The organism is Brachybacterium avium, assembly GCF_002216795.1.
GTDB lineage: Bacteria > Actinomycetota > Actinomycetes > Actinomycetales > Dermabacteraceae > Brachybacterium > Brachybacterium avium.
On sequence record NZ_CP022316.1, the window covers coordinates 1,468,599 to 1,487,893 of the forward strand.

General features: G+C 70.5%; 14 protein-coding genes and 1 pseudogene. 7 read left to right on the forward strand and 8 right to left on the reverse strand.

All coding sequences use genetic code 11. The features are described 5' to 3' along the window. Positions 1-101 precede the first annotated feature (101 nt). Positions 102-1,406: an ROK family transcriptional regulator gene (locus CFK39_RS06675; protein ID WP_089064812.1), complete on the reverse strand. Its 1,305-nt coding sequence runs from the start codon at positions 1,404-1,406 to the stop codon at positions 102-104. 159 nt (positions 1,407-1,565) lie between these two features. Here CFK39_RS06675 and CFK39_RS06680 point away from each other — a divergent pair, with 159 nt between their 5' ends. Next, on the forward strand, positions 1,566-3,752 hold the full coding sequence (locus tag CFK39_RS06680; RefSeq protein ID WP_218192269.1) for a potassium transporter Kup: 2,187 nt from the start codon (positions 1,566-1,568) through the stop codon (positions 3,750-3,752). A 61-nt stretch (positions 3,753-3,813) separates the two neighbouring features. Here CFK39_RS06680 and CFK39_RS06685 read toward each other — a convergent pair whose 3' ends face one another. From CFK39_RS06685 to CFK39_RS06705, 6 genes are all read right to left on the reverse strand, one after another. Continuing rightward, a complete protein-coding gene (locus CFK39_RS06685; RefSeq protein WP_089064813.1) occupies positions 3,814-5,100 on the reverse strand; it encodes a glycosyltransferase family 4 protein in 1,287 nt (428 codons plus the stop codon). Then, a complete protein-coding gene (locus tag CFK39_RS06690; RefSeq protein ID WP_089064814.1) occupies positions 5,097-5,516 on the reverse strand; it encodes a PRC-barrel domain-containing protein in 420 nt (139 codons plus the stop codon). Before CFK39_RS06690 ends, CFK39_RS06685 begins: the two co-directional genes overlap by 4 nt. A gap of 355 nt (positions 5,517-5,871) precedes the next feature. Beyond that, the gene (locus CFK39_RS16760; protein WP_157697092.1) at positions 5,872-6,168 is read right to left on the reverse strand and encodes a hypothetical protein; all 297 of its coding nucleotides are present in this window, start codon (positions 6,166-6,168) and stop codon (positions 5,872-5,874) included. Beyond that, entirely contained in the window at positions 6,132-6,653 is a 522-nt protein-coding gene (locus CFK39_RS16765) for a TetR/AcrR family transcriptional regulator (protein WP_245822959.1), read from the reverse strand. The genes CFK39_RS16760 and CFK39_RS16765 overlap by 37 nt, the downstream gene beginning before the upstream one ends. 82 nt (positions 6,654-6,735) lie before the next feature. Further along, a complete protein-coding gene (locus CFK39_RS06700; protein WP_089064815.1) occupies positions 6,736-7,833 on the reverse strand; it encodes an aspartate-semialdehyde dehydrogenase in 1,098 nt (365 codons plus the stop codon). Further along, positions 7,830-9,197 carry an aspartate kinase gene (locus tag CFK39_RS06705; RefSeq protein WP_089064816.1) on the reverse strand — a complete coding sequence of 456 codons (1,368 nt, stop codon included), beginning with the start codon at positions 9,195-9,197 and terminating at the stop codon, positions 7,830-7,832. The genes CFK39_RS06700 and CFK39_RS06705 overlap by 4 nt, the downstream gene beginning before the upstream one ends. 670 nt (positions 9,198-9,867) lie before the next feature. On the opposite strand from CFK39_RS06705, the gene CFK39_RS06710 reads away from it, so the two are divergent. From CFK39_RS06710 to CFK39_RS06720, 3 genes are read left to right on the forward strand one after another with little or no spacing between them, the layout of a single operon-like run. Beyond that, entirely contained in the window at positions 9,868-10,818 is a 951-nt protein-coding gene (locus CFK39_RS06710; RefSeq protein WP_218192270.1) for an ABC transporter permease, read from the forward strand. After that, positions 10,815-11,798, forward strand: coding sequence for a carbohydrate ABC transporter permease (locus CFK39_RS06715; protein WP_089064818.1), 984 nt, complete (start codon positions 10,815-10,817; stop codon positions 11,796-11,798). The genes CFK39_RS06710 and CFK39_RS06715 overlap by 4 nt, the downstream gene beginning before the upstream one ends. 22 nt (positions 11,799-11,820) lie before the next feature. Next, a complete protein-coding gene (locus CFK39_RS06720; protein WP_089064819.1) occupies positions 11,821-13,470 on the forward strand; it encodes an extracellular solute-binding protein in 1,650 nt (549 codons plus the stop codon). 106 nt (positions 13,471-13,576) lie between these two features. Here CFK39_RS06720 and CFK39_RS06725 read toward each other — a convergent pair. Further along, positions 13,577-15,777, reverse strand: a pseudogene (locus CFK39_RS06725) (NAD(+) synthase). 140 nt (positions 15,778-15,917) lie between these two features. Here CFK39_RS06725 and CFK39_RS06730 point away from each other — a divergent pair. The 3 genes from CFK39_RS06730 (at position 15,918) to CFK39_RS06740 (ending at position 19,230) form a co-directional block, all read left to right on the forward strand. Further along, entirely contained in the window at positions 15,918-16,781 is an 864-nt protein-coding gene (locus CFK39_RS06730) for a carbohydrate ABC transporter permease (protein WP_089064820.1), read from the forward strand. Positions 16,782-16,795: 14 nt separating this feature from the next. Then, positions 16,796-17,749: a carbohydrate ABC transporter permease gene (locus CFK39_RS06735; protein ID WP_245822960.1), complete on the forward strand. Its 954-nt coding sequence runs from the start codon at positions 16,796-16,798 to the stop codon at positions 17,747-17,749. Between the two features lie 116 nt (positions 17,750-17,865). Then, positions 17,866-19,230, forward strand: coding sequence for an extracellular solute-binding protein (locus tag CFK39_RS06740; protein ID WP_089064821.1), 1,365 nt, complete (start codon positions 17,866-17,868; stop codon positions 19,228-19,230). Positions 19,231-19,295: the final 65 nt, after the last annotated feature.

Consider the following 19,295-nt stretch of genomic DNA (forward strand, 5'->3'; position numbering starts at 1 on the left):
CATCGCGCGGGAGCCCCGACACCTAAACGTTCACGTTCAGAACAAACTAGGGCCAGCGGCCGCCGGTGTCAAGGGATCGGGGCGAGGAATCGGGGCTCGGATCAGGCTGTGGCGTCGGTGCTCAGGGGCGGGGCGAGCAGCGGATCCTCGAGCACCCGCTCCAGCGCCGCCGCAGCGCCGCCGATGGCGGCGGCCTCCAGGCCGAGCGCGGAACCGCTGACCTCGACCCGTCCGTCGGCGGCGAGCAGCCGCGCATCCAGGCCGGACTGCACCGGACCCACCAGCAGGTCCGCGAAGTACCCGAAGTAGCCGCCGAGCACGATCGCCTGCGGGTTCAGCACGTCCACCAGCACGCCGGCGCCGCGCACCAGATCGTCCACCAGCAGCGTGAAGCGCTCGTCCAGGCGCGGATCACCCGCTTCCAGCCGCACCCGCAGATGCTCGAGCCGTTCGAGCATCGGCAGGCGTCCGGACCGGGCGGGGTCGCCCTCGTCGAGGACGGCGAGCACGGTGTCGAAGCCGACCATCGTCTCCCAGCAGCCGCGGCGCCCGCAGCGACAGGCCACCCCCGCCGGGTCCAGGCCGATGTGCCCCACCTCGCCGGAGAACCCGGACCAGCCGCGGATCAGCCGGCCCTCGGCGATGATGCCCGCGCCGACGCCCATGTCGCCGGTGAGATAGACCAGATCCGAGATGCCGCGCCGGGCCAGTCGCGGCGCCTCCGCGAGCGCCGAGAGCTTCGCGTCGTTCTCCAGGGCGAGCACCGGATGGTCGGGGCCGAGCCGGGCGGTGAGCTCCTCGCCGAGCGGCACATCCGTCCAGCCCAGGTTCGAGGCGACGCGCACGCTGACGCCCTCGTAGTCGATCGGGCCGGGCGGTGCGATGGTGATCCCGGCGACCCAGAGCCCCTCCCGGGCGGCGCGCTCGAAGCTCTCGGTCAGCTGCTGCGCGACGTGGTCCAGGACCAGGCCGGGCGGATAGGACCGACCATCCGCCACCCCGTCGTCCCGGACGTACGGCATCGGGACCGAGGAGGTGAAGCGGACCTCCCCCGCGAGATCCCGCAGGCAGACGGCGAGGTAGTCGACATTCAGCTCGAGCCCGATCCCGGCCACGTGCTGGGGCGAGATGCGCACCTCGGTGCCCGGCCGGCCCACCGTGCCCCGGCGCTCCACCCGACCCTCCTGCACCAGCCCGCGCTCGGCCAGATCGCTGACCAGCGAGGTCACCGAGGCCTTGGACAGCCCCGTCTCCTGGGCGAGGGTCGCGCGGGAGCGGCCGCCGCGGGTGTGCAGGTGGCGCAGCAGCAGGCTGAGGTTGGCCGAGCGCATCGCGGCATGACCCACCGGCACCGCCCGGCGGCTCCCGCGCCCCGCCCCGCGCGAAGAACTGCCTGACACCGTCATGGGCTCATCGTAGACGGGCGCCGACGAGCACCCGCTTCCCGGCCCGTCCGAAGGCCCGCCGTCGGGCTGCGTCCAGGCCGTCGCGGCGCCCTCGCGCGACATCGAACTGTTGCCCAGGAAGAGGGTGCATCCGGCCCGATCGATGGCAGGATCTAAGATGTGCCCGAGGACACCTCGCGCTCGCCCCGCTCCGACGAGCCCCACCCCACGCAGGAGGAGCGCCCCGATCCGGCCGACGGCCACGCGCCGTCGGCCCCGTCGCCCGCCTCCGCGTCGGCCGTCTCCCCGACGACCCCACCGGGCCCGGTCGCGCAATCGACCCGCCGACGCGCGCGTCAGCGCCCCCAGCAGCACTCCCACGAGCACCGGCGCCTCGACCATCGGGGCGTGCCGCGGCCTCGTCAGCCGGTGCCGCTGATGATGCTCGGTGCACTCGGCGTGGTGTTCGGCGACATCGGCACCAGCCCCCTGTACGCGATGCAGACGGTCTTCTCCTCCCACCACAACGCGGTCGCGCCCACGCAGTCCGATGTGCTCGGGGTGGTCTCGATGGTCACCTGGTGCCTGATCACCATCATCACCGTGACCTACATCGGGCTGATCATGACCGCGAACAACCAGGGCGAGGGCGGAATCCTGGCGCTGACCGCGCTGGTGCTGCGCAAGCTCGGCCCGGAGGCGAGCCCCCGGGAGGCGGGCATCGCGCTGGTGCTGGGGGTCCTCGGCGCCGCCCTGTTCCTCGGCGACTCGCTGATCACACCCGCGATCTCGGTGCTCTCCGCCTTCGAGGGCATCGAGGTCACCGGCACCGTCCCGAACGCGGTGATCCTGCCCGCTGCGCTGATCGTGCTCACCGCCCTGTTCGCCGTGCAGCGCTGGGGCACCGGCCGCATCGGCCGCTCCTTCGGCGTGGTCATGGCGGTCTGGTTCCTGACCCTCGCCGCGATGGGGCTGCCGCACGTGCTCGCCCAGCCCACGATCCTGCGCGCCCTGTCCCCCACCTACGCGGTCGCGTTCATGGTGGACCGGCCGCTGGTCGCCTTCATCGCGATGGGCGCGGTGGTGCTGACCATCACCGGCGCCGAGGCGCTGTACGCGGACATGGGCCACTTCGGCCACCACCCCATCGCGCTGGCCTGGGGCTGCCTGGTGCTGCCGGCGCTGCTGCTGAACTACTTCGGGCAGGGGGCGCTGGTCCTCTCCGATCCGGACACGATCGCGAACCCCTTCTTCTCGCTGGTGCCCGAGGGGCTGCGGATCCCGCTGGTGATCCTCGCGACGATGGCCACCGTGATCGCCTCCCAGGCCGTCATCGCCGGAGCGTTCTCCGTGGCCCGCCAGGCCATGCGGCTCTCCCTGCTGCCGCGGCTGAAGATCACCCAGACCTCCTCCATCCACGGCGGACAGATCTACGTGGGCACCGTGAATCTGCTGCTGTTCCTCGGAGTGGTCACCCTGGTGCTGGTGTTCCAGCACTCCTCCGCCCTCGCCGCCGCCTACGGCGTCGCGGTCACCACGACGATCATCCTGGTGCTGGCGCTGTTCCTGCTCTATGCGCGCCAGATCCTGCGCCGGCCGCTGTGGCAGGTGGCGCTGCTCGCCGTGATCGTGGGCGGGCTCGAGCTGGTGCTGCTGGCCGCGACCCTGATCAAGATCCCCGACGGCGGCTGGCTGCCACTGCTGATCGCCGCGATGCTGACCACGATCATGCTCACCTGGCGGCGCGGGGCCCGCCTGGTGGCCGAGCGGCGCAAGGAGATGGAGGGCCCGCTGGAGGACTTCATCACCCGCTGCGCCCGCACCGTGCCGAGGGTGCCGGGGCTGGCCGTCTACCCGCACGCCGAGCCCACCACGGTGCCGCTCGCGCTGCGCACCGGGGTCCAGATGCACCACGTCCTCCACGAGCACGTGGTGATCCTGACCCTCGAGCACCACGGAGTCCCGCACGTGCACCGCGACGACCGGGTGCATGTGAACGTGCTGGGCGACGGCTCCGACGGACTGGTGCAGGTCATATACCAGGTCGGCTTCCACGACTCGCAGGATGTCCCCGCCGCGCTGCGCGCCGCCGTGGAACAGCACGGCAGGCGCGGCCATGACCGCCCCGCGGACGGCCTCGCCTACATCCCCGAGCTCGACCTCGACCTCGACGACGCGATCTACGTGCTCTCGATGCTGCGCCTGGAGAAGGCGCCGGGCGGCGGCACCGCCGCCCAGGCAGGTGGGATGCCGCGCTGGCAGCGGGCGCTGTTCCGGCAGCTGAACCGGACCTCGGCCCAGCGCACCCTGGTGCTGCACCTGCCCACCACGCGCACCGTGGTGCTGGGAGCGGAGACCGAGCTGTGAGGGCCCCGCGGGCGGTGCGGCGAGCGCGGCTCGGCGGTCGCCCGGGTCGCGCAGTGGTGGTTCAGTCCTGCGTGACCCGCTGGAGGATCTCCAGGTAACGACGGGCCAGCACCTCATCATCGGCATGGTCTGCGACCCAGGCACGGCCGCTGGCCCGCACCGCCGTGCGGGCCCGATCTGCCGCCAGCTCCCGCCACAGCCCGACCAGTGCGGGCATGTCCTCGGGCGGGAGCACATCGCCCGCCTGCGCCTCCCGCACCACATCCGCCGCCTCCCCGTCCAGGAGCGCGGTGATGTGCCGCCCGGTCGCGAGGATCTCGTAGAGCTTCGAGGGGACGGTCCAGGCGAAGGGCTGCCAGTCGCGCAGCGAGACGATGACGGTGTCGGCCCAGGCGTACTGCGCGCCGACCTCGCGGTGCGGGATCCGCGGGATCACCTCGACGGGCGCGTCGAGCTCGTAGGCCAGTGCCGCCAGCGCGGGTGCCTCCACGCCGTGGCCCACCATCCTCACCTGCACGTCCACGCCCTCCCGGCGCAGTGCGGCAGCGGCTCGGATCACCGTGTCCAGGCCCTGCGAGCGGCCCATGTTCCCCAGGTACAGGCAGCGCAGCTCGGGATGGTCGCCGCGAAGATGATCATGCTGGCGCTGCACCAGGGAGAGGTCGGTGCCGTTGCGCACCACTTCCACCGGCTCCACCCCGCGCTCGCGCAGCACCTCGGCGAACCGCCCGGTGGTGGTGACCACGCCCCGGGCGCCGCTCTGCCAGCCGGTCACCTCCCGGTGCACCCTGCCCTTGACCAGCGCCACCACCCAGGACAGCGCCCGTCGCGCCGCACCGCGCCGCAGCGCATGCACCGCCTCGGGGTCCAGCGCACCGGCGGGACCGACATGGGTGACCAGATCCGGCCAGGCATCACGCATCTCCACCACCAGCGGCACGTCCCACAGCAGTGACAGCGCCCGGCCCACCATCAGGGTGGGGATCGCCGGGGCGGTGGCGATGATGACATCGGGCCGGGTGCCGGGCCGGGCGAAGCGGCGTCGCAGCCGTCGCAGCGCATCGGCGGCCGCGACCAGGTGGTCCGCGGTGCGGGAGGCGATGTCCGCGCTGTGCCGGAGGTAGGCGGTGCGCAGGATGACCTCGCCGTGCCGCCCCCGCTCGACCGAGCCCACCCGGTGGCTGCGACGCTGGGTGGGGGTGGGGCGACCGGCCGGGTAGTGAGGCACCGGCGCAGCGACCGTGACCGGGTGCCCCGCGGCGATGAAGCGCTTGATCAGGGCCGACCAGCGGCGCTGAGGGGCCCCGAACTCCGGCCCGTAGTAGTGGGTGAGCAGCAGCAGTCTCATGCGCCGGCCGGCCCGTCCTCGAGGCGCAGTGCCGCTGCGGCCTCCTGCAGGTCCTCCGGTGTGGTGTGCAGGGTCAGCGGAGGTGGCGTGCCCGCCTTCGCGGTGGCGGCGTCCACGCGCAGCTGCAGGATGTCGCCGGTGCCCTTCCCGGGGGCCTCCTCGGCAGCGGGGCGGTGCGGGGCGGCGAGCTCCTCGAGCGTCCCCGGCAGTGCCGCGATCGCGGCGGCCGGGATCAGCACGCTGCGGGTGCTGAGCTGCCGCGGCATCACGGAGATCGCCGCCAGCTCACCGGTGGCGTCGCGGAGGTAGACGTCCCGCACCCGGCCCACGGTCTTCCCGTCGCTGCCGTGCACGGTCACCCCGGCCAGGCCCTGCATCCGGCGCCGCTGCGCCCGGGCGCGGAGCTCAGGATCCATCACGGCCGGTGCTTCATCGGCCCGCGCTTCCTCGGCGGCGGTCCCTGCCGGGCTCGCTCCCTCGGTGGCTGCCCCAGGGGGCGTCGTCGTCCCGTCGACTCCGGCGCCATCGGGCGTCGACGGGCGCTCGGCGCCACCCGATCCATCGGGCATCGCACCGGGGCTCATCGAGTTCTTCCGCAGGCGATCACAACCGGGGAGTCTACCGACCAGTTCCCTCCCGGGGCACAAGAAGTCCGGCTCCGCCGGGATCGATACCGAAACGTTCCGCGACGCCCGCCGCGGCGCCGGGGCATCCGGCCAGCGGGTCCGCAGGCCGACGGGCCGGCGCATCCGGCCGGCGTCGGCCGGGAGCTCAGCCGGCGACCACCTGCTGCACGAAGGCCTGCACATCGCTGATCGGGTCGCCGTCGGCGGTCTTCTGCAGCTCACGCACGGTGTGCTCGCGCACCGTCAGGCTCAGCAGCAGCGAGAACAGTGTGCGTGCCAGGAACTTCGGATCCGCACCCTCGATCAGCCGGCCGTTGGCGGCCAGGCCCGCCAGCACCTGCTCCAGCACGTGCTCGTGCACCAGGCGCAGCCGGGCGATGCGGAAACGCCCCGGATGATCCGGGTTCACCACCTCAGCGCTGAGCGTGGACAGCAGCGCCATCGAGTGCTCCCGCGGATCCCACGGCCCGGCCAGCGCTGCGACCAGGGACTGGGGGAGGACTGCAGCACCTCGACGGAGTCCAGCAGCCCCTGCGCATGCGCCTCGAGCCGATCGACCACCGCTCCCAGCAGCGCCTCCTTGGAGGCGAAGTGGTGCAGCATCCCCGGATGGGAGATGCCCACCCGACGGGAGATGTCGCGCAGGCTCGCGCCGTGGTAGCCGCGCTCGGCGAACAGGGCGGCGGCGGCGTCGAGGATCTCCTCGCGGCGGCTGGAGGACGCGGGCCTGCCGACCGTGCGCTCCCCCTGCAACGGCTCGGCGACCTCCGGGGCCACAGCCCCGGCCACTGCACCCGGCGGGCCGTCGATCTCCAGCTCCGAGGCCGTGATCGCGTCCAGGGTGCGCAGGGCGCGGGACAGCGGCCCCGCGCCCATCTCCACGGATCCGCCGTCCGCGAGCTCCTCGCCGACGCGGTCGGAGAACAACGATGACAACGGTGACGGGCCGGTCCCGGGCCCGGGGGGACCACTGGCAGCAGCGAGTGTCATCGGGGTTCTCCTTCGAGGGTCAATTCTGTGCGATGAGCTCGGCGATCTGGATCGCGTTCAGGGCGGCGCCCTTGCGCAGATTATCCGCCACGACGAAGAACACCAGTCCTCTGTCGTCCGGCACGGACTGGTCCTTGCGGATCCGGCCGACGAATGTCCCGTCGCGGCCGGCGGCCTCGAGCGGGTTCGGCACGTCCACGACCTGCACGCCGGGCGCCGCCTCGAGCAGCTCGCGGGCATGCTCGGCGGTGATCGCCTCATCGAACTCGGCGTGGACCACCAGCGCGTGGCCGCTCATCACCGGCACTCGCACGCAGGTGCCTGCGACCGGCAGGTCCGGCATGCCCAGGATCTTGCGCGACTCGTTGCGGAGCTTCTGCTCCTCGTCGGTCTCGTCGCTGCCGTCGTCCATCAGGTTGCCGGCCACGGCCACCACGTTGAACGCGATCGGCTTGACGTAGACCTCCGGCTCGCCGAGGTCGACGGCGGATCCGTCGATCGCCAGCTTCTCGATCTCGTCGACGCCGCTGCGCACCTGACCGGCCAGTTCCGCCACCCCGGCGACGCCGGAGCCGGAGACGGCCTGGTAGGTGGCGATCTTCAGCCGCGCCAGCCCCGCTTCGTCGTGGAGGGCCTTCAGCGAGGGCATCGCCGCCATCGTGGTGCAGTTGGGGTTCGCGATGATCCCGCGGGGCGGGTTCACCAGCGCCTCCGGGTTCACCTCGGAGACCACCAGCGGCACCTCGCCGTCGCGGCGGTAGGCCGAGGAGTTGTCCACCACGGTCGCGCCCGCCTCGACGAAGCGGGGGGCCAGCGCCTTCGAGGTGGAGCCGCCGGCGGAGAAGATCGCGATGTCGACCCGCCGGCCGTCGGAGGAGATGTCCGCCGTCTCGGCGTTCTCGATGGTCAGGGACCGGCCGGCGTACTGGACGGTCTTCCCGGCGCTGCGGGCCGAGGCGAACACGCGGATCTGCGAGTGCCTGACCGCCCGGTCGGCGAGGAGGGCCAGCATCACACGGCCCACCTGCCCGGTGGCGCCGACCACGCCGATGACGGGGCCGTCGGCCGCGTACCCGGGGGTCTGCGAGAAGTCGATGGTGGGGGTGCTGGTGCTCATCGTCCGGTCCCTCCGTAGACCACGGCCTCGGTCTGCTCGGCGTCGAGGCCGAACGCCGTGTGGATCACGCGCACCGCGTCATCGAGCCTGCTCTGCTCGGTGACCACGGAGATGCGGATCTCCGAGGTGGAGATCATGTCGATGTTGATGCCCGCCTCGCCGAGGGAGCGGAACAGCAGCGCCGAGACGCCCGGATGCGAGCGCATCCCGGCGCCGACGATGCTGACCTTGCCGATCTGGTCGTTGTAGCGGACCTCGGTGAAGCCGATCTGCTCATGGGCGTCCTCGATGGCCTTCAGCGCGGCGGGGACGTCCGCCTCCGGCAGGGTCAGCGAGATCGCGACCGTGTCGTCGACGGTCGAGGAGTTCTGCACGATCATGTCGATGTTCGCGCCGGTGCCGGCGACCACGTCGAACAGCAGGGCGGCACGACCGGGGATGTCCGGCACCTCGACCACGGTGATCTTGCCTTCGCTGCGGTCGTGGGCGACGCCCGAGATGATCGGCGCCTCGAGGCCCGGTGCGGTGATGTCCTGCATGGGGAGCTCCTTGCTCGGGTCGGCGGCGTCGCGTCGGACGACGTCCGCCGTGGGGAGGGTGATGTCGGGGTCGATGGGGATCTCGCGCCCGGGCTCGTCGGCGACGATCGTGCCCACGCGGCCGGAGTACGAGGAGCGCACATGCAGCGGCACCCCGTAGCGGCGCGCGTATTCGACGCTGCGCGCCATCAGGATCTTCGAACCGTTCGCGGCCATCTCCAGCATCTCCTCGCTGGAGATGAGCGGCACCCGGCGCGCGGCGGAGGCGATGCGCGGATCCGCGGTGAACACGCCGTCGACGTCGGAGTAGATCTCGCAGACGTCCGCGTCCAGCGCCGCGGCGAGCGCGACCGCGGTCACGTCCGAGCCGCCGCGGCCCAGCGTGGTGATCTCCTTGGAGTCGTGGGAGACGCCCTGGAAGCCGGCGACGATCGCGACGGCGCCGGTGTCCACGGCTTCCTGGATGCGGCCCGGGGTGACGTCGCGGATCTGCGCGTTGCCGTGGTCGCCGTCCGTGATCAGCCCGGCCTGCGAACCGGTGTAGGCCCGAGCGGTGACGCCGACCTCGTTCAGCGCCATCGACAGCACCGCCATCGAGATGCGCTCACCGGCCGTGATCAGCATGTCCATCTCGCGCGGCGGCGGGTTCGGGGTCACCTGCTCGGCGAGATCGATCAGATCATCGGTGGTATCTCCCATCGCGGAGACCACTACGACCACCTTGTGGCCGGCCTTCGAATACAGGGAGATGCGCTTCGCGACGCGCTTGACGGAGTCGGCGTCAGCGACGGAGGATCCTCCGAATTTCTGGACGACCAGGCTCATGAGGCGGTTTCCTTCGCGGTTGAGGGCAGACGGGGTGGAGCAGGCAGGGCCGCCGGGGCAGGCCGTGCACGGGACCGCTGGTGCGGGCCCGGGGTGGGCCTGCCGTGAGTCGGCGGGCCCGGGGTCGGAATCCGCCGGAGCGGGTCCTGGCGGGGCTGCGCGAGGCAGGTCCCGGGCTGGATCGGTGCCGCAGAGCTGCGCTCGTCCGGCCGCACCAGCAGGCGGTCGTCCCGCTCGCCCGGCACGGCTCCGGGCGCCCTGCGACCGGGCACCAGCCAGCGTCCAGTCTACGAAAATGCCTGGTCCTGGCCACAGTGGCGTCGACATCCGAGACAGGCGCCCTGGTCACGGCGATTCAGCGGCGTGACCAGCACAACATCTCTCCTGGCGCGGCGGGCGGCCGGTCAGGACGCGCCGCGCCGCGGGTCGCGGGTCGCGGATCCCATGTCGCGGGTCGCGGGTCGCGGCCCCCAGGCCGCGGACAGGGGTTCACCGTCAGCGTCTGAGGTTCGCGTCGACGTGTGCCAGATCACATAGATCGGAAGCTTGTGGGTAAGCGCTCACCCTCAATGTGGGTATACGCTTACCGCCACACATGGGACGTTTGGCGGTTTCCGAGACCGCCAGTCCCCGGCAACGAAGCCCAGCCACCACGCCACGAGGACACTTCATGAGCTCGACCACGACGCCGCGAGCGGTACGGCGCACCCCCTTCGCGGTCAAACTGCGCAGGGACTACCCGCTGCTCCTCATGGCGGTGCCCGCGGTGGTGCTGCTGCTGCTGTTCACCTACATCCCGCTGCTCGGGAACGTCATCGCGTTCATGGACTACGTCCCGTTCATCCCGATCCACCAGAGCCCCTGGGTGGGACTGGAGAACTTCCAGCGCCTGTTCAGCGATCCGCGCTTCTGGTCCGCCCTGGTCAACACGCTGCAGATCACCACCTTGAACCTGGTGCTCTACTTCCCCGTCCCGATCCTGCTGGCAGTGCTGCTGTACTCGGTCACCCGTCCGTACCTGCGCACCGTCGTGCAGTCGGTGCTCTACCTCCCCCACTTCCTGTCGTGGGTGATCGTGGTGGGGCTGTTCCAGCAGATCCTCGGCTCGACCGGCGTGGTCAACCGGATGATCCTGGAGAACGGTGGGAGCACCATCGACTTCCTCACCAACCCCACCACGTTCAAGCTGCTGGTGACCTCCCAGGTGATCTGGAAGGACGCGGGCTGGGGAACCATCATCTTCATCGCCGCCCTCGCCGCGATCGACAACAGTCTCTACGAGGCCGCCGCGATCGACGGCGCCGGTGCGTGGTCCCGGTTCTGGCACGTCACGCTCCCCGGCATTCGTCCCATCATCATCCTGCTGCTGATCCTGCGCCTCGGTGAGGCGCTGAACGTCGGCTTCGAGCAGATCCTGCTGCAGCGGGACGCGGTCGGGCCGGCCGCCGCCGAGGTCCTCGACACCTACGTCTATTACAACGGCGTGGTCGCCAGCGACTGGAGCCTCGGCATCGCCGCCGGCCTGCTGAAGGGCGTCATCGGCCTGGTCCTCGTGCTGGCCGCCAACAAGGCCGCGCACATGTTCGGCGAATCAGGCATCTACGAGAGGAGCCCGCGATGACCGCCGGGAAGACCGCCCCCGCAGCACCCGCCACCGACGCCGCCTCCGATGCGACCATCGCTCTCGAGCGCCACGGCAGCCGCGCGCCCCGCGCAGCGAAGTACCAGCGGCCGCCGTGGCAGGGCCGTCCCTCAGCCTTCGCCGTCTTCGCCAAGGGCCTGACCATGGTGATGGTCTGCGCAGCGATCCTGGTACCGCTGCTCATCGTGGTCTCGACCAGCCTTGCGAGCCCCGAGCAGCTCGCCCGCAGCGGCGGCTACGTCATCATCCCCACGGACATCTCCTTCCGGGCCTACGAGGCGATCCTCTCCGGGGGCGTGGTCACCCGGTCGGTGCTGGTCAGCATCGGGGTCACGGTCGTCGGCACCGCCCTGAGCCTGATCTCCACGACGCTCATCGCCTACGCGCTCTCGCGCCCGGGCTCGCTGTTCCACGGGCCGATCCTGGGCTTCATCCTGCTGACGTTCCTGTTCAGCCCGGGCATCATTCCCGTCTACCTCATGGTCAAGGAGCTCGGGCTGCTCAACCAGTACGCCTCGCTGATCCTGCCGGTCGCGGTGAACGCGTTCAACATCGTCATCGTCCGCGGCTTCTTCATGAACGTGCCCGCCGAGCTGCTGGACGCCGCCCGGATCGACGGCGCCTCGGAGTGGCGGATCTTCAGCCGCATCATGCTGCCCCTGTCGCGGGCGGTCATCGCGGTGGTGGGCCTGTTCTACGCGGTCAGCTACTGGAACGCGTTCTTCCAGGCCCTGCTCTACCTGCAGGACAGCGCCAAGTGGCCGCTGCAGCTGGTCCTGCGCACCTACGTGCTGCAGGGCGCGCCCCTGGTCGTCGACACCGGCTCGACGACCCCGCCGCCCGCAGCCTCCGTCCAGATGGCGGTGATCGTGATCGCCGTGATCCCGATCCTCTGCGTCTACCCGTTCCTCCAGCGACACATGACCAAGGGCGTCCTCACCGGCGCCGTCAAGGGTTGATCCCACAACAAGGAGTTCCACCATGTCCCTCACACCCACGCGTCGCCATCTCCTGGTCTCCGCCGCTCTGGGCGGTGTCGCCCTCGGGGGAGGTCTGACCGCCTGCTCCAGCGACGGCTCCGGCGGCGGAAGTGCCGCGAGCAACGGCGAGGTCGCCGACTGGCCCACGTACACCGAGCGCACGGACGTGCCCGAACCCGATATCCCCGGCACCGCCGACGGCGTCGCCCCCGCGTACTTCACCTATCCGGAGAACGCCACCACCTCCGTCGAGGGAGAGATCGGCGACGGCTCGGAGGTCAAGGCGCTCGCGCTGACCTACGGCCAGCCGCCGGTGCCGATGGACTCGAACGACTACTGGCAGATGATCAACGAGAAGACGAATCTGACGTACACGCCGCAGATCGTCCCGGCGAACGACTTCTCCACCAAGTTCCCGACGATCATGGCCGGCGGCGACCTGCCGGACCTCATGCAGGTGCCCGTCTTCATGGGCCTGCCGAAGCTGCCGCAGCTGTCCCAGTCGCAGTGGACGGACCTGTCCGATCACCTCTCCGGCGACGCCGTCAACGACTATCCGAACATCGCCAACCTGCCCGCGTACGCGTGGAAGACCTGCCGCATCGGCGGCCGCCTGATCGGAACCCCGCTGCCGCGCCCGCCGTTCGGCAACGTCCTGTTCCAGCGGCTGGATCTCATCGAGGAGATGGGCCTGGATCCCGAGCCCACCACCAAGGACGACTTCGTCGCGCTGTGCGAGGACCTGACCGACGCGAAGGCAGGCAGGTACGCCCTGACCGGGTACTCCGTCGCGACCGGCGTGGACTGGCTCGACAACATCATCGGCCCGATGTTCGGGGTGCCCAACAACTGGGAGCTCGACGGCGGCGCACTGACCGCCAGCCACGAGACCGACCAGTTCTTCGAGGCCCTCGACTTCAAGAAGATGCTCTGGGACGCCGGCCTGTTCCACCCGGACTCCCCCTCCATACAGTCCGCGGAGACAGCTGCGAAGTTCATCTCCGGCGACGTCGTCATGCGCACGGACGGTCTGGCGTGGTGGGCCGCCAACCAGGCCGATCACCAGGATCTGTCCTTCGGCGCCATGACCCCGTTCTCGGCCAACGGCGGCGAGCCGATCAACTACCAGGGCGCCGGTGCGTTCTCGTTCACGGCGATCAAGAAGGGTCTGGACGAGGAGCGCGTGAAGATGCTGCTGCGCTTCATCAACTACTGCGCCGCCCCCTTCGGCTCCACGGAGTACTTCGACCAGAACTTCGGTGTCAAGGACACGGACTACACCGTGGACTCCAAGGGCCAGCCCGAGCTGACCTCGCAGGGGACCAATGAGCTGGGGATCAACCTCAAGTACCTCGGCGCCCCGCCGGCCGTCCTGTTCTGGCCCAAGCGCGTCGACGACGCCCTGAAGGCCCAGAGCGAGCTGCAGAAGAAGCTCGTCCCGATGCTGATGGAGGATCCGACCCTCGGGTTCTATTCCGAGACCGATGAGCGGTCCACGACCATCAACCAGCCGATCACGGATGCCTCGACGGGGTACATCCTCGGCCGCAACAGCCTGGACGACGTCAAGTCCGCCATCGAGCGCTGGAAGAGCGCCGGCGGCGACAAGATCCGCGAGGAGTTCGAACAGGCCATCGCCGACGGCTCCTGAGCCGTCACCCTGTCTCGGACGGGCCGTTGGTGAGGTGAGCTGGCTATATAGCCGGTTCATCTCACCAGCGGCCCATTGCCGACAGCGCGCCCCGGGGCGCGCGGCGTCAGTCCCCCGGCACCTCGCGCTCGATCTCGGCGAGCCAGGCCTTCGAGGTGACCTCCGAGGGCATCCGCCAGTCGCCGCGCGGTGAGAGCGAGCCGCCGGCCAGCACCTTCGGGGCGTTCGGCATGGCGGAGCGCTTGAACTGGTTGGAGAAGAAGCGCCGGGTGAACACCGTCAGCCAATGCTTGATCTCAGCGCGGGAGTAGGCCCGCTTGTCATCGTCGACGTATCCGGCGGGCCACTGCCCGGTGGCCGCATCGCCCCAGGCCTGGTGGGCGAGATAGGCGATCTTCGCGGGGCCGTAGCCACGGCGCAGCTGGTGGTAGAGCGTGAAGTCATGCAGCGCGTAGGGGCCGATCGAGTCCTCGGTGGACTGCGCCTTCTCCCCCGTCTTCGTGGGGATCAGCTCCGGGGAGATCTCGGTGTCCAGCACCGCCTGCAGCAGGGCTGCGGTCTCCTGGTCGAACAGCCCCTCGGCGATCACCCAGCGGATCAGGTGCTGGATCAGGGTCTTGGGCACCCCGGCGTTCACGCCGTAGTGGGCCATCTGGTCGCCCACCCCGTAGGTGCACCAGCCCAGGGCCAGCTCGGAGAGGTCGCCGGTGCCCACCACGATCCCGCCGTGGTGGTTGGCCAGGCGGAACAGGTAGTCGTAGCGCATCCCGGCCTGGACGTTCTCGAAGGTGACGTCAAAGACCTCCTCGCCGCTGCCGGCGGGATGGCCCATGTCCTTCAGCATCTGGGTGGAGGCGGGGCGGATGTCGATCGTCTCGAAGCTTGCGCCGATCGCCCGCGAGAGCAGCTCCGCATTGGAGCGGGTGTGCTCGGTGGTGGCGAAGCCGGGCATCGTGAACGCCAGGATCTCGGAGCGGTCGCGGCCCAGCTGATCCATCGCCCGCGCGCAGACCAGCAGCGCATGGGTGGAGTCCAGCCCGCCGGAGACCCGAGCACGGGCCGGGTCCCGCCGGGCCTGCCGCCGCCGATCGCGGAGAGCCGGCGCACCAGCCCCGCGACCTGGATGGAGAAGGCCTCGTAGCTGTCCTGCGCTAAGCGAGCGGGGTCATCGGGCACGAAGGGGAAGCGGTGCAGGTCTCGACGCAGCGGGCCGGTCGCGGGGCGCCGCACCTCGGCCACGGGTGCCATCTCCTCGGCGTCGTCGTCGGCGGAGGCCTCGACCACGTCCTCGTCGAACACCAGGTACGGCTCGGGCTCGAACAGCTGCGTGGCGGCCCATGAGCTGTACTTCTCGAGCGAGGCGGCGTGGGTGCGGCGATTGTCGTCGACCGTGTTCTGGCGGCGGCGCTCGGCGACGATCCGGTCCAGGTCCACGTCCACGATCGTGGCGCGCGGCCCCTGCGGGAAGCGTTCGGACTCGCCCAGCAGGTCACCGCACTCGTACACGAAGGTCTGGCCGTCCCAGGCGAGGTCCGTGGTGGATTCTCCCTCCCCCGCGGCGGCGTAGAGGTATGCGGCCTGGCAGCGGGCGGAGGCGGAGCGGGCCATCAGCTTGCGGTCCTCCGCCCGGCCGACGGTGATCGGCGAACCCGAGAGGTTGGCGATCACGGTGGCGCCGGCGAGCGCGGCCTCGGCCGACGGGGGGATCGGCACCCACATGTCCTCGCAGATCTCCACGAACAGCGTCAGCCCCGGCAGATCCGGCACGGTGATCAGCGAGTGCGGGGTCAGCACGTGCTCACCGCCGAGCACGCTGACGCCCACTCCGTCGGCGTCATCGCCCGGGGCGTACCAGCGGCGCTCGTAGAACTCGCGGTAGGTGGCGAGGTTCTGCTTGGGGTGGATGGCGAGGATTTCGCCGCGATGGATCGTGATCGCGCAGTTGAACACCCGGCTGCGGTCGGTGGCCCGCAGCGGAGCACCGACGACGATCAGCGGCATCAGCTCGCGGCTGGCCTCGACCAGCTCGGCCAGGGCCTGCTCGGCCGCGTCCAGCAGCGGCTCCTGCATCACCAGGTCATCCAGCGAGTACCCGGTCAGCGACAGCTCGGGGAAGACGGCCACGCCCACCTGCTGCTCGTGCAGCTCGCCGAGCATCTCCAGATGCCGTTCGGCGTTGGTGGCCGGATCGGCGAGCGCGACCGGCAGGGTCACGGCCGCCACCCGCACGAAGCCGTGGTCGTAGATGCTGGCATGGGGGTCGGTGACCGCTGTGCCACGGGCTGCGGGATCCGTCGCTGAGCTCATGTGCCGAGCGTAATCGAGTGCCCGTCCCCGACGGGCACCCCCGGCCCGATCCGCCGCCGGTCCACTGCGCCGCCGCGCGGCGCCCTGCTATACCGTGAGCTGGTGACTCCTCCGCCCCCACCGCACCGGGACCGGGACCGATGAACGCCCGTCGGCCCCTGCTGGGCTGGCTGCTGATCGCTCCCAGCCTGATCGGCGTGAGCGCCTTCCTGATCCTGCCGGTGGTGCTCGCCTTCGTCGTGTCCCTGTTCCGCTGGGACCTGCTGGGCACCCGGCGGTTCATCGGGATGGAGAACTACCAGAGCCTGCTGTCGGACGGCGCTCTTCCCAACTCGCTGCTGGTGACCGGGATCTTCACCCTGATCTCGGTGCCGCTGTCGCTGGCGCTGGGGCTGATCCTCGCCACGCAGCTGGTGCGGGCCCTGCCGGGCTCCGCGATCGTGCGGGTGATCGTGGTGATCCCCTGGGTATGCGCGCCGCTCGCGCTGGGCGTGGTGTGGAAATGGATCTTCCAGCCGTCCGTCGGCGCGTTGAACCAGATCCTCGGCGTACGGATCGAATGGCTCACCGACCCCTCGCTCGCGCTGCCCGCGGTGGCGTTCGTGGCGATCTGGCAGAACGTCGGCTACATCTCGCTGTTCTTCCAGGCGGGCCTGACCCGCATCCCCGGCTCGATCTACGAGGCGGCCCGCATCGACGGCGCCGGGCCCGCCCAGCAGCTGTGGTTCATGACCATCCCGCTGCTGCGGCCCACCACGTTCTTCCTCGCGGTCACGCAGGTGGTGGCCAGCTTCCAGGTGTTCGACATGGTCTTCGCCCTCACCGGCGGCGGGCCCCAGCACCGCACCGAGGTGATCGCCTCGCTGATCTACAACGAGGCCTTCGTCTCCAGCCGCCTGGGCCGCGCGAGCGCGGTCGCGGTGATCCTGTTCCTCCTGCTGGTGCTGATCACGGTGGCCCAGCAGCGCTGGTTCTCCCGCCGCATCACCTACGACATGAGCTGAGAGGAGCAGACGAGATGACCATCGACCCCGCACCCCGCGCGCCCGCGCCGGTTCCCGCGCAGCGCCGTCCGGGCGCCGCGCCCGCGAATCGCAGCCCGTCCCGCCGACCGCACCGGCTCACCGGGTCCCTGCTGGCGCGCCGGCTGCTCGCCCACCTCGCCACCTACCTGGTGCTCGCCGCGGCCGCGGTGCTGACGCTGGGCCCGTTCCTGTTCTCCGTGATGACGGCGTTCACCTCCACGCGGCAGTTCGCGCAGCAGGGCCCGCTGTCGTTCCCGGCCCCGGCGGTGCTGGAGAACTTCCTCGGCCTGTTCACGCCCTCGGCCGGCTCGGGCGGCTTCGTCACCCCGGTGGTGGTCACCGTGCAGATGGTCGCGGTGATCCTGGTGGGTCAGATGGTGTTCTCGGTGCTGGCCGCCTATGCCTTCGCCCAGCTCCGCTTCCCCGGCCGCGACCTGCTGTTCTGGGTGTACGTGGCGACGCTGATGGTGCCGCAGGTGGTCGTGGTGGTGCCGCTGTACCTGATGATGAGCGAGGTGGGGCTGCGCAACACCTTCTGGGCGCTGGTGCTGCCCTTCGTGCTCGGCTCCCCGTACGCGATCTTCCTGCTGCGGGAGAACTTCCGCGGCGTGCCCAGCGAGCTGATGGATGCGATGCGGATCGACGGCGCGGGCACCCTGCGCCTGCTGTGGCACCTGGTGGTGCCGCTGAACCGCCCGATCATCGTGACCCTGGTGCTGATCACCGTGGTCACGCACTGGAACAACTTCATGTGGCCGATGGTCATCACCTCGGGCCCGGAGTGGCGGGTGATCACGGTGGCGACCTCCGCCCTGCAATCCCAGTACAACAACAACTGGACCCTGGTGATGGCGGGGACGACCCTGGCGATGCTGCCGCTGGTGCTGCTGATGATCGTGTTCCAGAAGCAGATCACCAGCTCCGTCGGCGACACCACGCTGCGCTGATCAGCGTCATCTGCGGACCTCCGGGGACTTCCGGGGACTTCCGGGGACTCCCGATCCCCCATTGCCGGGGCAGATGGTTGATGATGGGATCACACGTCTTCCCGGAAGGGGCTCCCATGCTCAAGCATCGTACTCTCCTCTCGTCCTTCGCCGCCGCCGGCCTGCTCGGCACCGCCGCGGCCTGCTCCCCCTCCAGCGACAGCGGCTCCGGCGGCGCCGGCAGCGGCGGCAGCGACGCCGGCGGCAGCACCGGCGGGGACAAGGGCACGCTCACCTTCCGGCTCTGGGACCAGAACGCGGTGCCCGCCTACGAGGAGTCGTTCACCGCCTTCACCGAGTCCAGCGGCTGGAACGTGGATATCGACGTGGTGCCGTGGGGTGACTACTGGACGCGACTGCCGCTGGACGTGGCCAGCGGGGACGCGGCCGACGTCTACTGGATGAACTCCGCCAACTTCGTCCAGTACAAGGACTCCGAGGCGCTGCTGGACATCAACCAGGTGATTCCCGACGGGGCAGCCCAGTGGGAGCAGTCGGTGGTGGAGCTCTACACCCGCGACGGCGGTCTCTGGGGCGTCCCCCAGATCTGGGACTCGATCGCCCTGTTCTACAACAAGGCCCTGGTCGAGGAGGCGGGCGTGGACCCGTCGGCCCTGGCCTTCGACCCCACCGCGGAGAGCGATTCGCTGCGGGAGGCCGGCACCGAGCTGACGGTCGACGGCGCCGGTAAGCACCCGGGCGAGGACGGCTTCGATGCCGATTCCCGGGAGCAGTTCGGCTTCAACTCGCAGGCCGACCGGCAGGCGATCATCGGCCCGATGCTGGCCTCCAACGGCACCCAGTGGCAGGAGGACGACAAGTACGTCTTCGCCTCCCCCGAGGGCATCGAGGCGTTCGGGTACATGGCCGACCTCGTCAACGTCGACCAGATCGCCCCCAGCGCCGCCGACACCAACGAGAACGGCGACTTCAGCCGCGACCTGTTCACCCAGGGCAAGCTCGGCCTGTTCCAGTCCGGTCCGTACAACCTGCTGCCGATCGCCGAGGGCGTGGACGACTCCTTCGAATGGGCCCTGGCAGCGCCCGTGGCCGGACCGGCCGGGGCGAAGTCCCTGGTCCACGGCGTGGTCGCCGTGGGCAATGCGAAGGCCGACGAGGCCCAGCAGGACGGCATCACCGAGCTGCTGACCTGGCTGGGCTCCAAGGAGGGGCAGCTGCCCCTGGCCGAGAAGGGGGTCTCCTTCCCCGGACACGTGGACGCGCAGGACGCGTTCCTCGACTTCTGGGACGAGAAGGGCGTGGACGTCAGCATCTTCGTGGAGGCCGCGAAGAACGCCGCCGAGGCCGATACCGGTGCGCGCGCGAACGCCGGTCTCACCGCTGCGATCCCGATCTTCCAGGAGGTCTTCATCGGCCGCCTCTCCGCCGAGGAGGGCATCCCGCAGGCCCAGGAGGAGGGCAACGCCGCCATGGCCGGGTGAGGTCGCCCCGCGCGGGCGCTTGACCGAGCCCCTCCACCGCTCCCTCACGATGCCTTCCCCGGATG

Coding starts and splice junctions, on each gene's coding strand:
- CFK39_RS06675 (WP_089064812.1), bottom strand. CDS start 1,406: ATGACGGTGTCAGGCAGTTCTTCGCGCGGGGCGGGGCGCGGGAGCCGC.
- CFK39_RS06685 (WP_089064813.1), bottom strand. CDS start 5,100: ATGAGACTGCTGCTGCTCACCCACTACTACGGGCCGGAGTTCGGGGCC.
- CFK39_RS06690 (WP_089064814.1), bottom strand. CDS start 5,516: ATGGATCCTGAGCTCCGCGCCCGGGCGCAGCGGCGCCGGATGCAGGGC.
- CFK39_RS16760 (WP_157697092.1), bottom strand. CDS start 6,168: ATGGCGCTGCTGTCCACGCTCAGCGCTGAGGTGGTGAACCCGGATCAT.
- CFK39_RS06700 (WP_089064815.1), bottom strand. CDS start 7,833: ATGAGCACCAGCACCCCCACCATCGACTTCTCGCAGACCCCCGGGTAC.
- CFK39_RS06705 (WP_089064816.1), bottom strand. CDS start 9,197: ATGAGCCTGGTCGTCCAGAAATTCGGAGGATCCTCCGTCGCTGACGCC.
- CFK39_RS06710 (WP_218192270.1), top strand. CDS start 9,868: ATGAGCTCGACCACGACGCCGCGAGCGGTACGGCGCACCCCCTTCGCG.
- CFK39_RS06715 (WP_089064818.1), top strand. CDS start 10,815: ATGACCGCCGGGAAGACCGCCCCCGCAGCACCCGCCACCGACGCCGCC.
- CFK39_RS06720 (WP_089064819.1), top strand. CDS start 11,821: ATGTCCCTCACACCCACGCGTCGCCATCTCCTGGTCTCCGCCGCTCTG.
- CFK39_RS06730 (WP_089064820.1), top strand. CDS start 15,918: ATGAACGCCCGTCGGCCCCTGCTGGGCTGGCTGCTGATCGCTCCCAGC.
- CFK39_RS06735 (WP_245822960.1), top strand. CDS start 16,796: ATGACCATCGACCCCGCACCCCGCGCGCCCGCGCCGGTTCCCGCGCAG.
- CFK39_RS06740 (WP_089064821.1), top strand. CDS start 17,866: ATGCTCAAGCATCGTACTCTCCTCTCGTCCTTCGCCGCCGCCGGCCTG.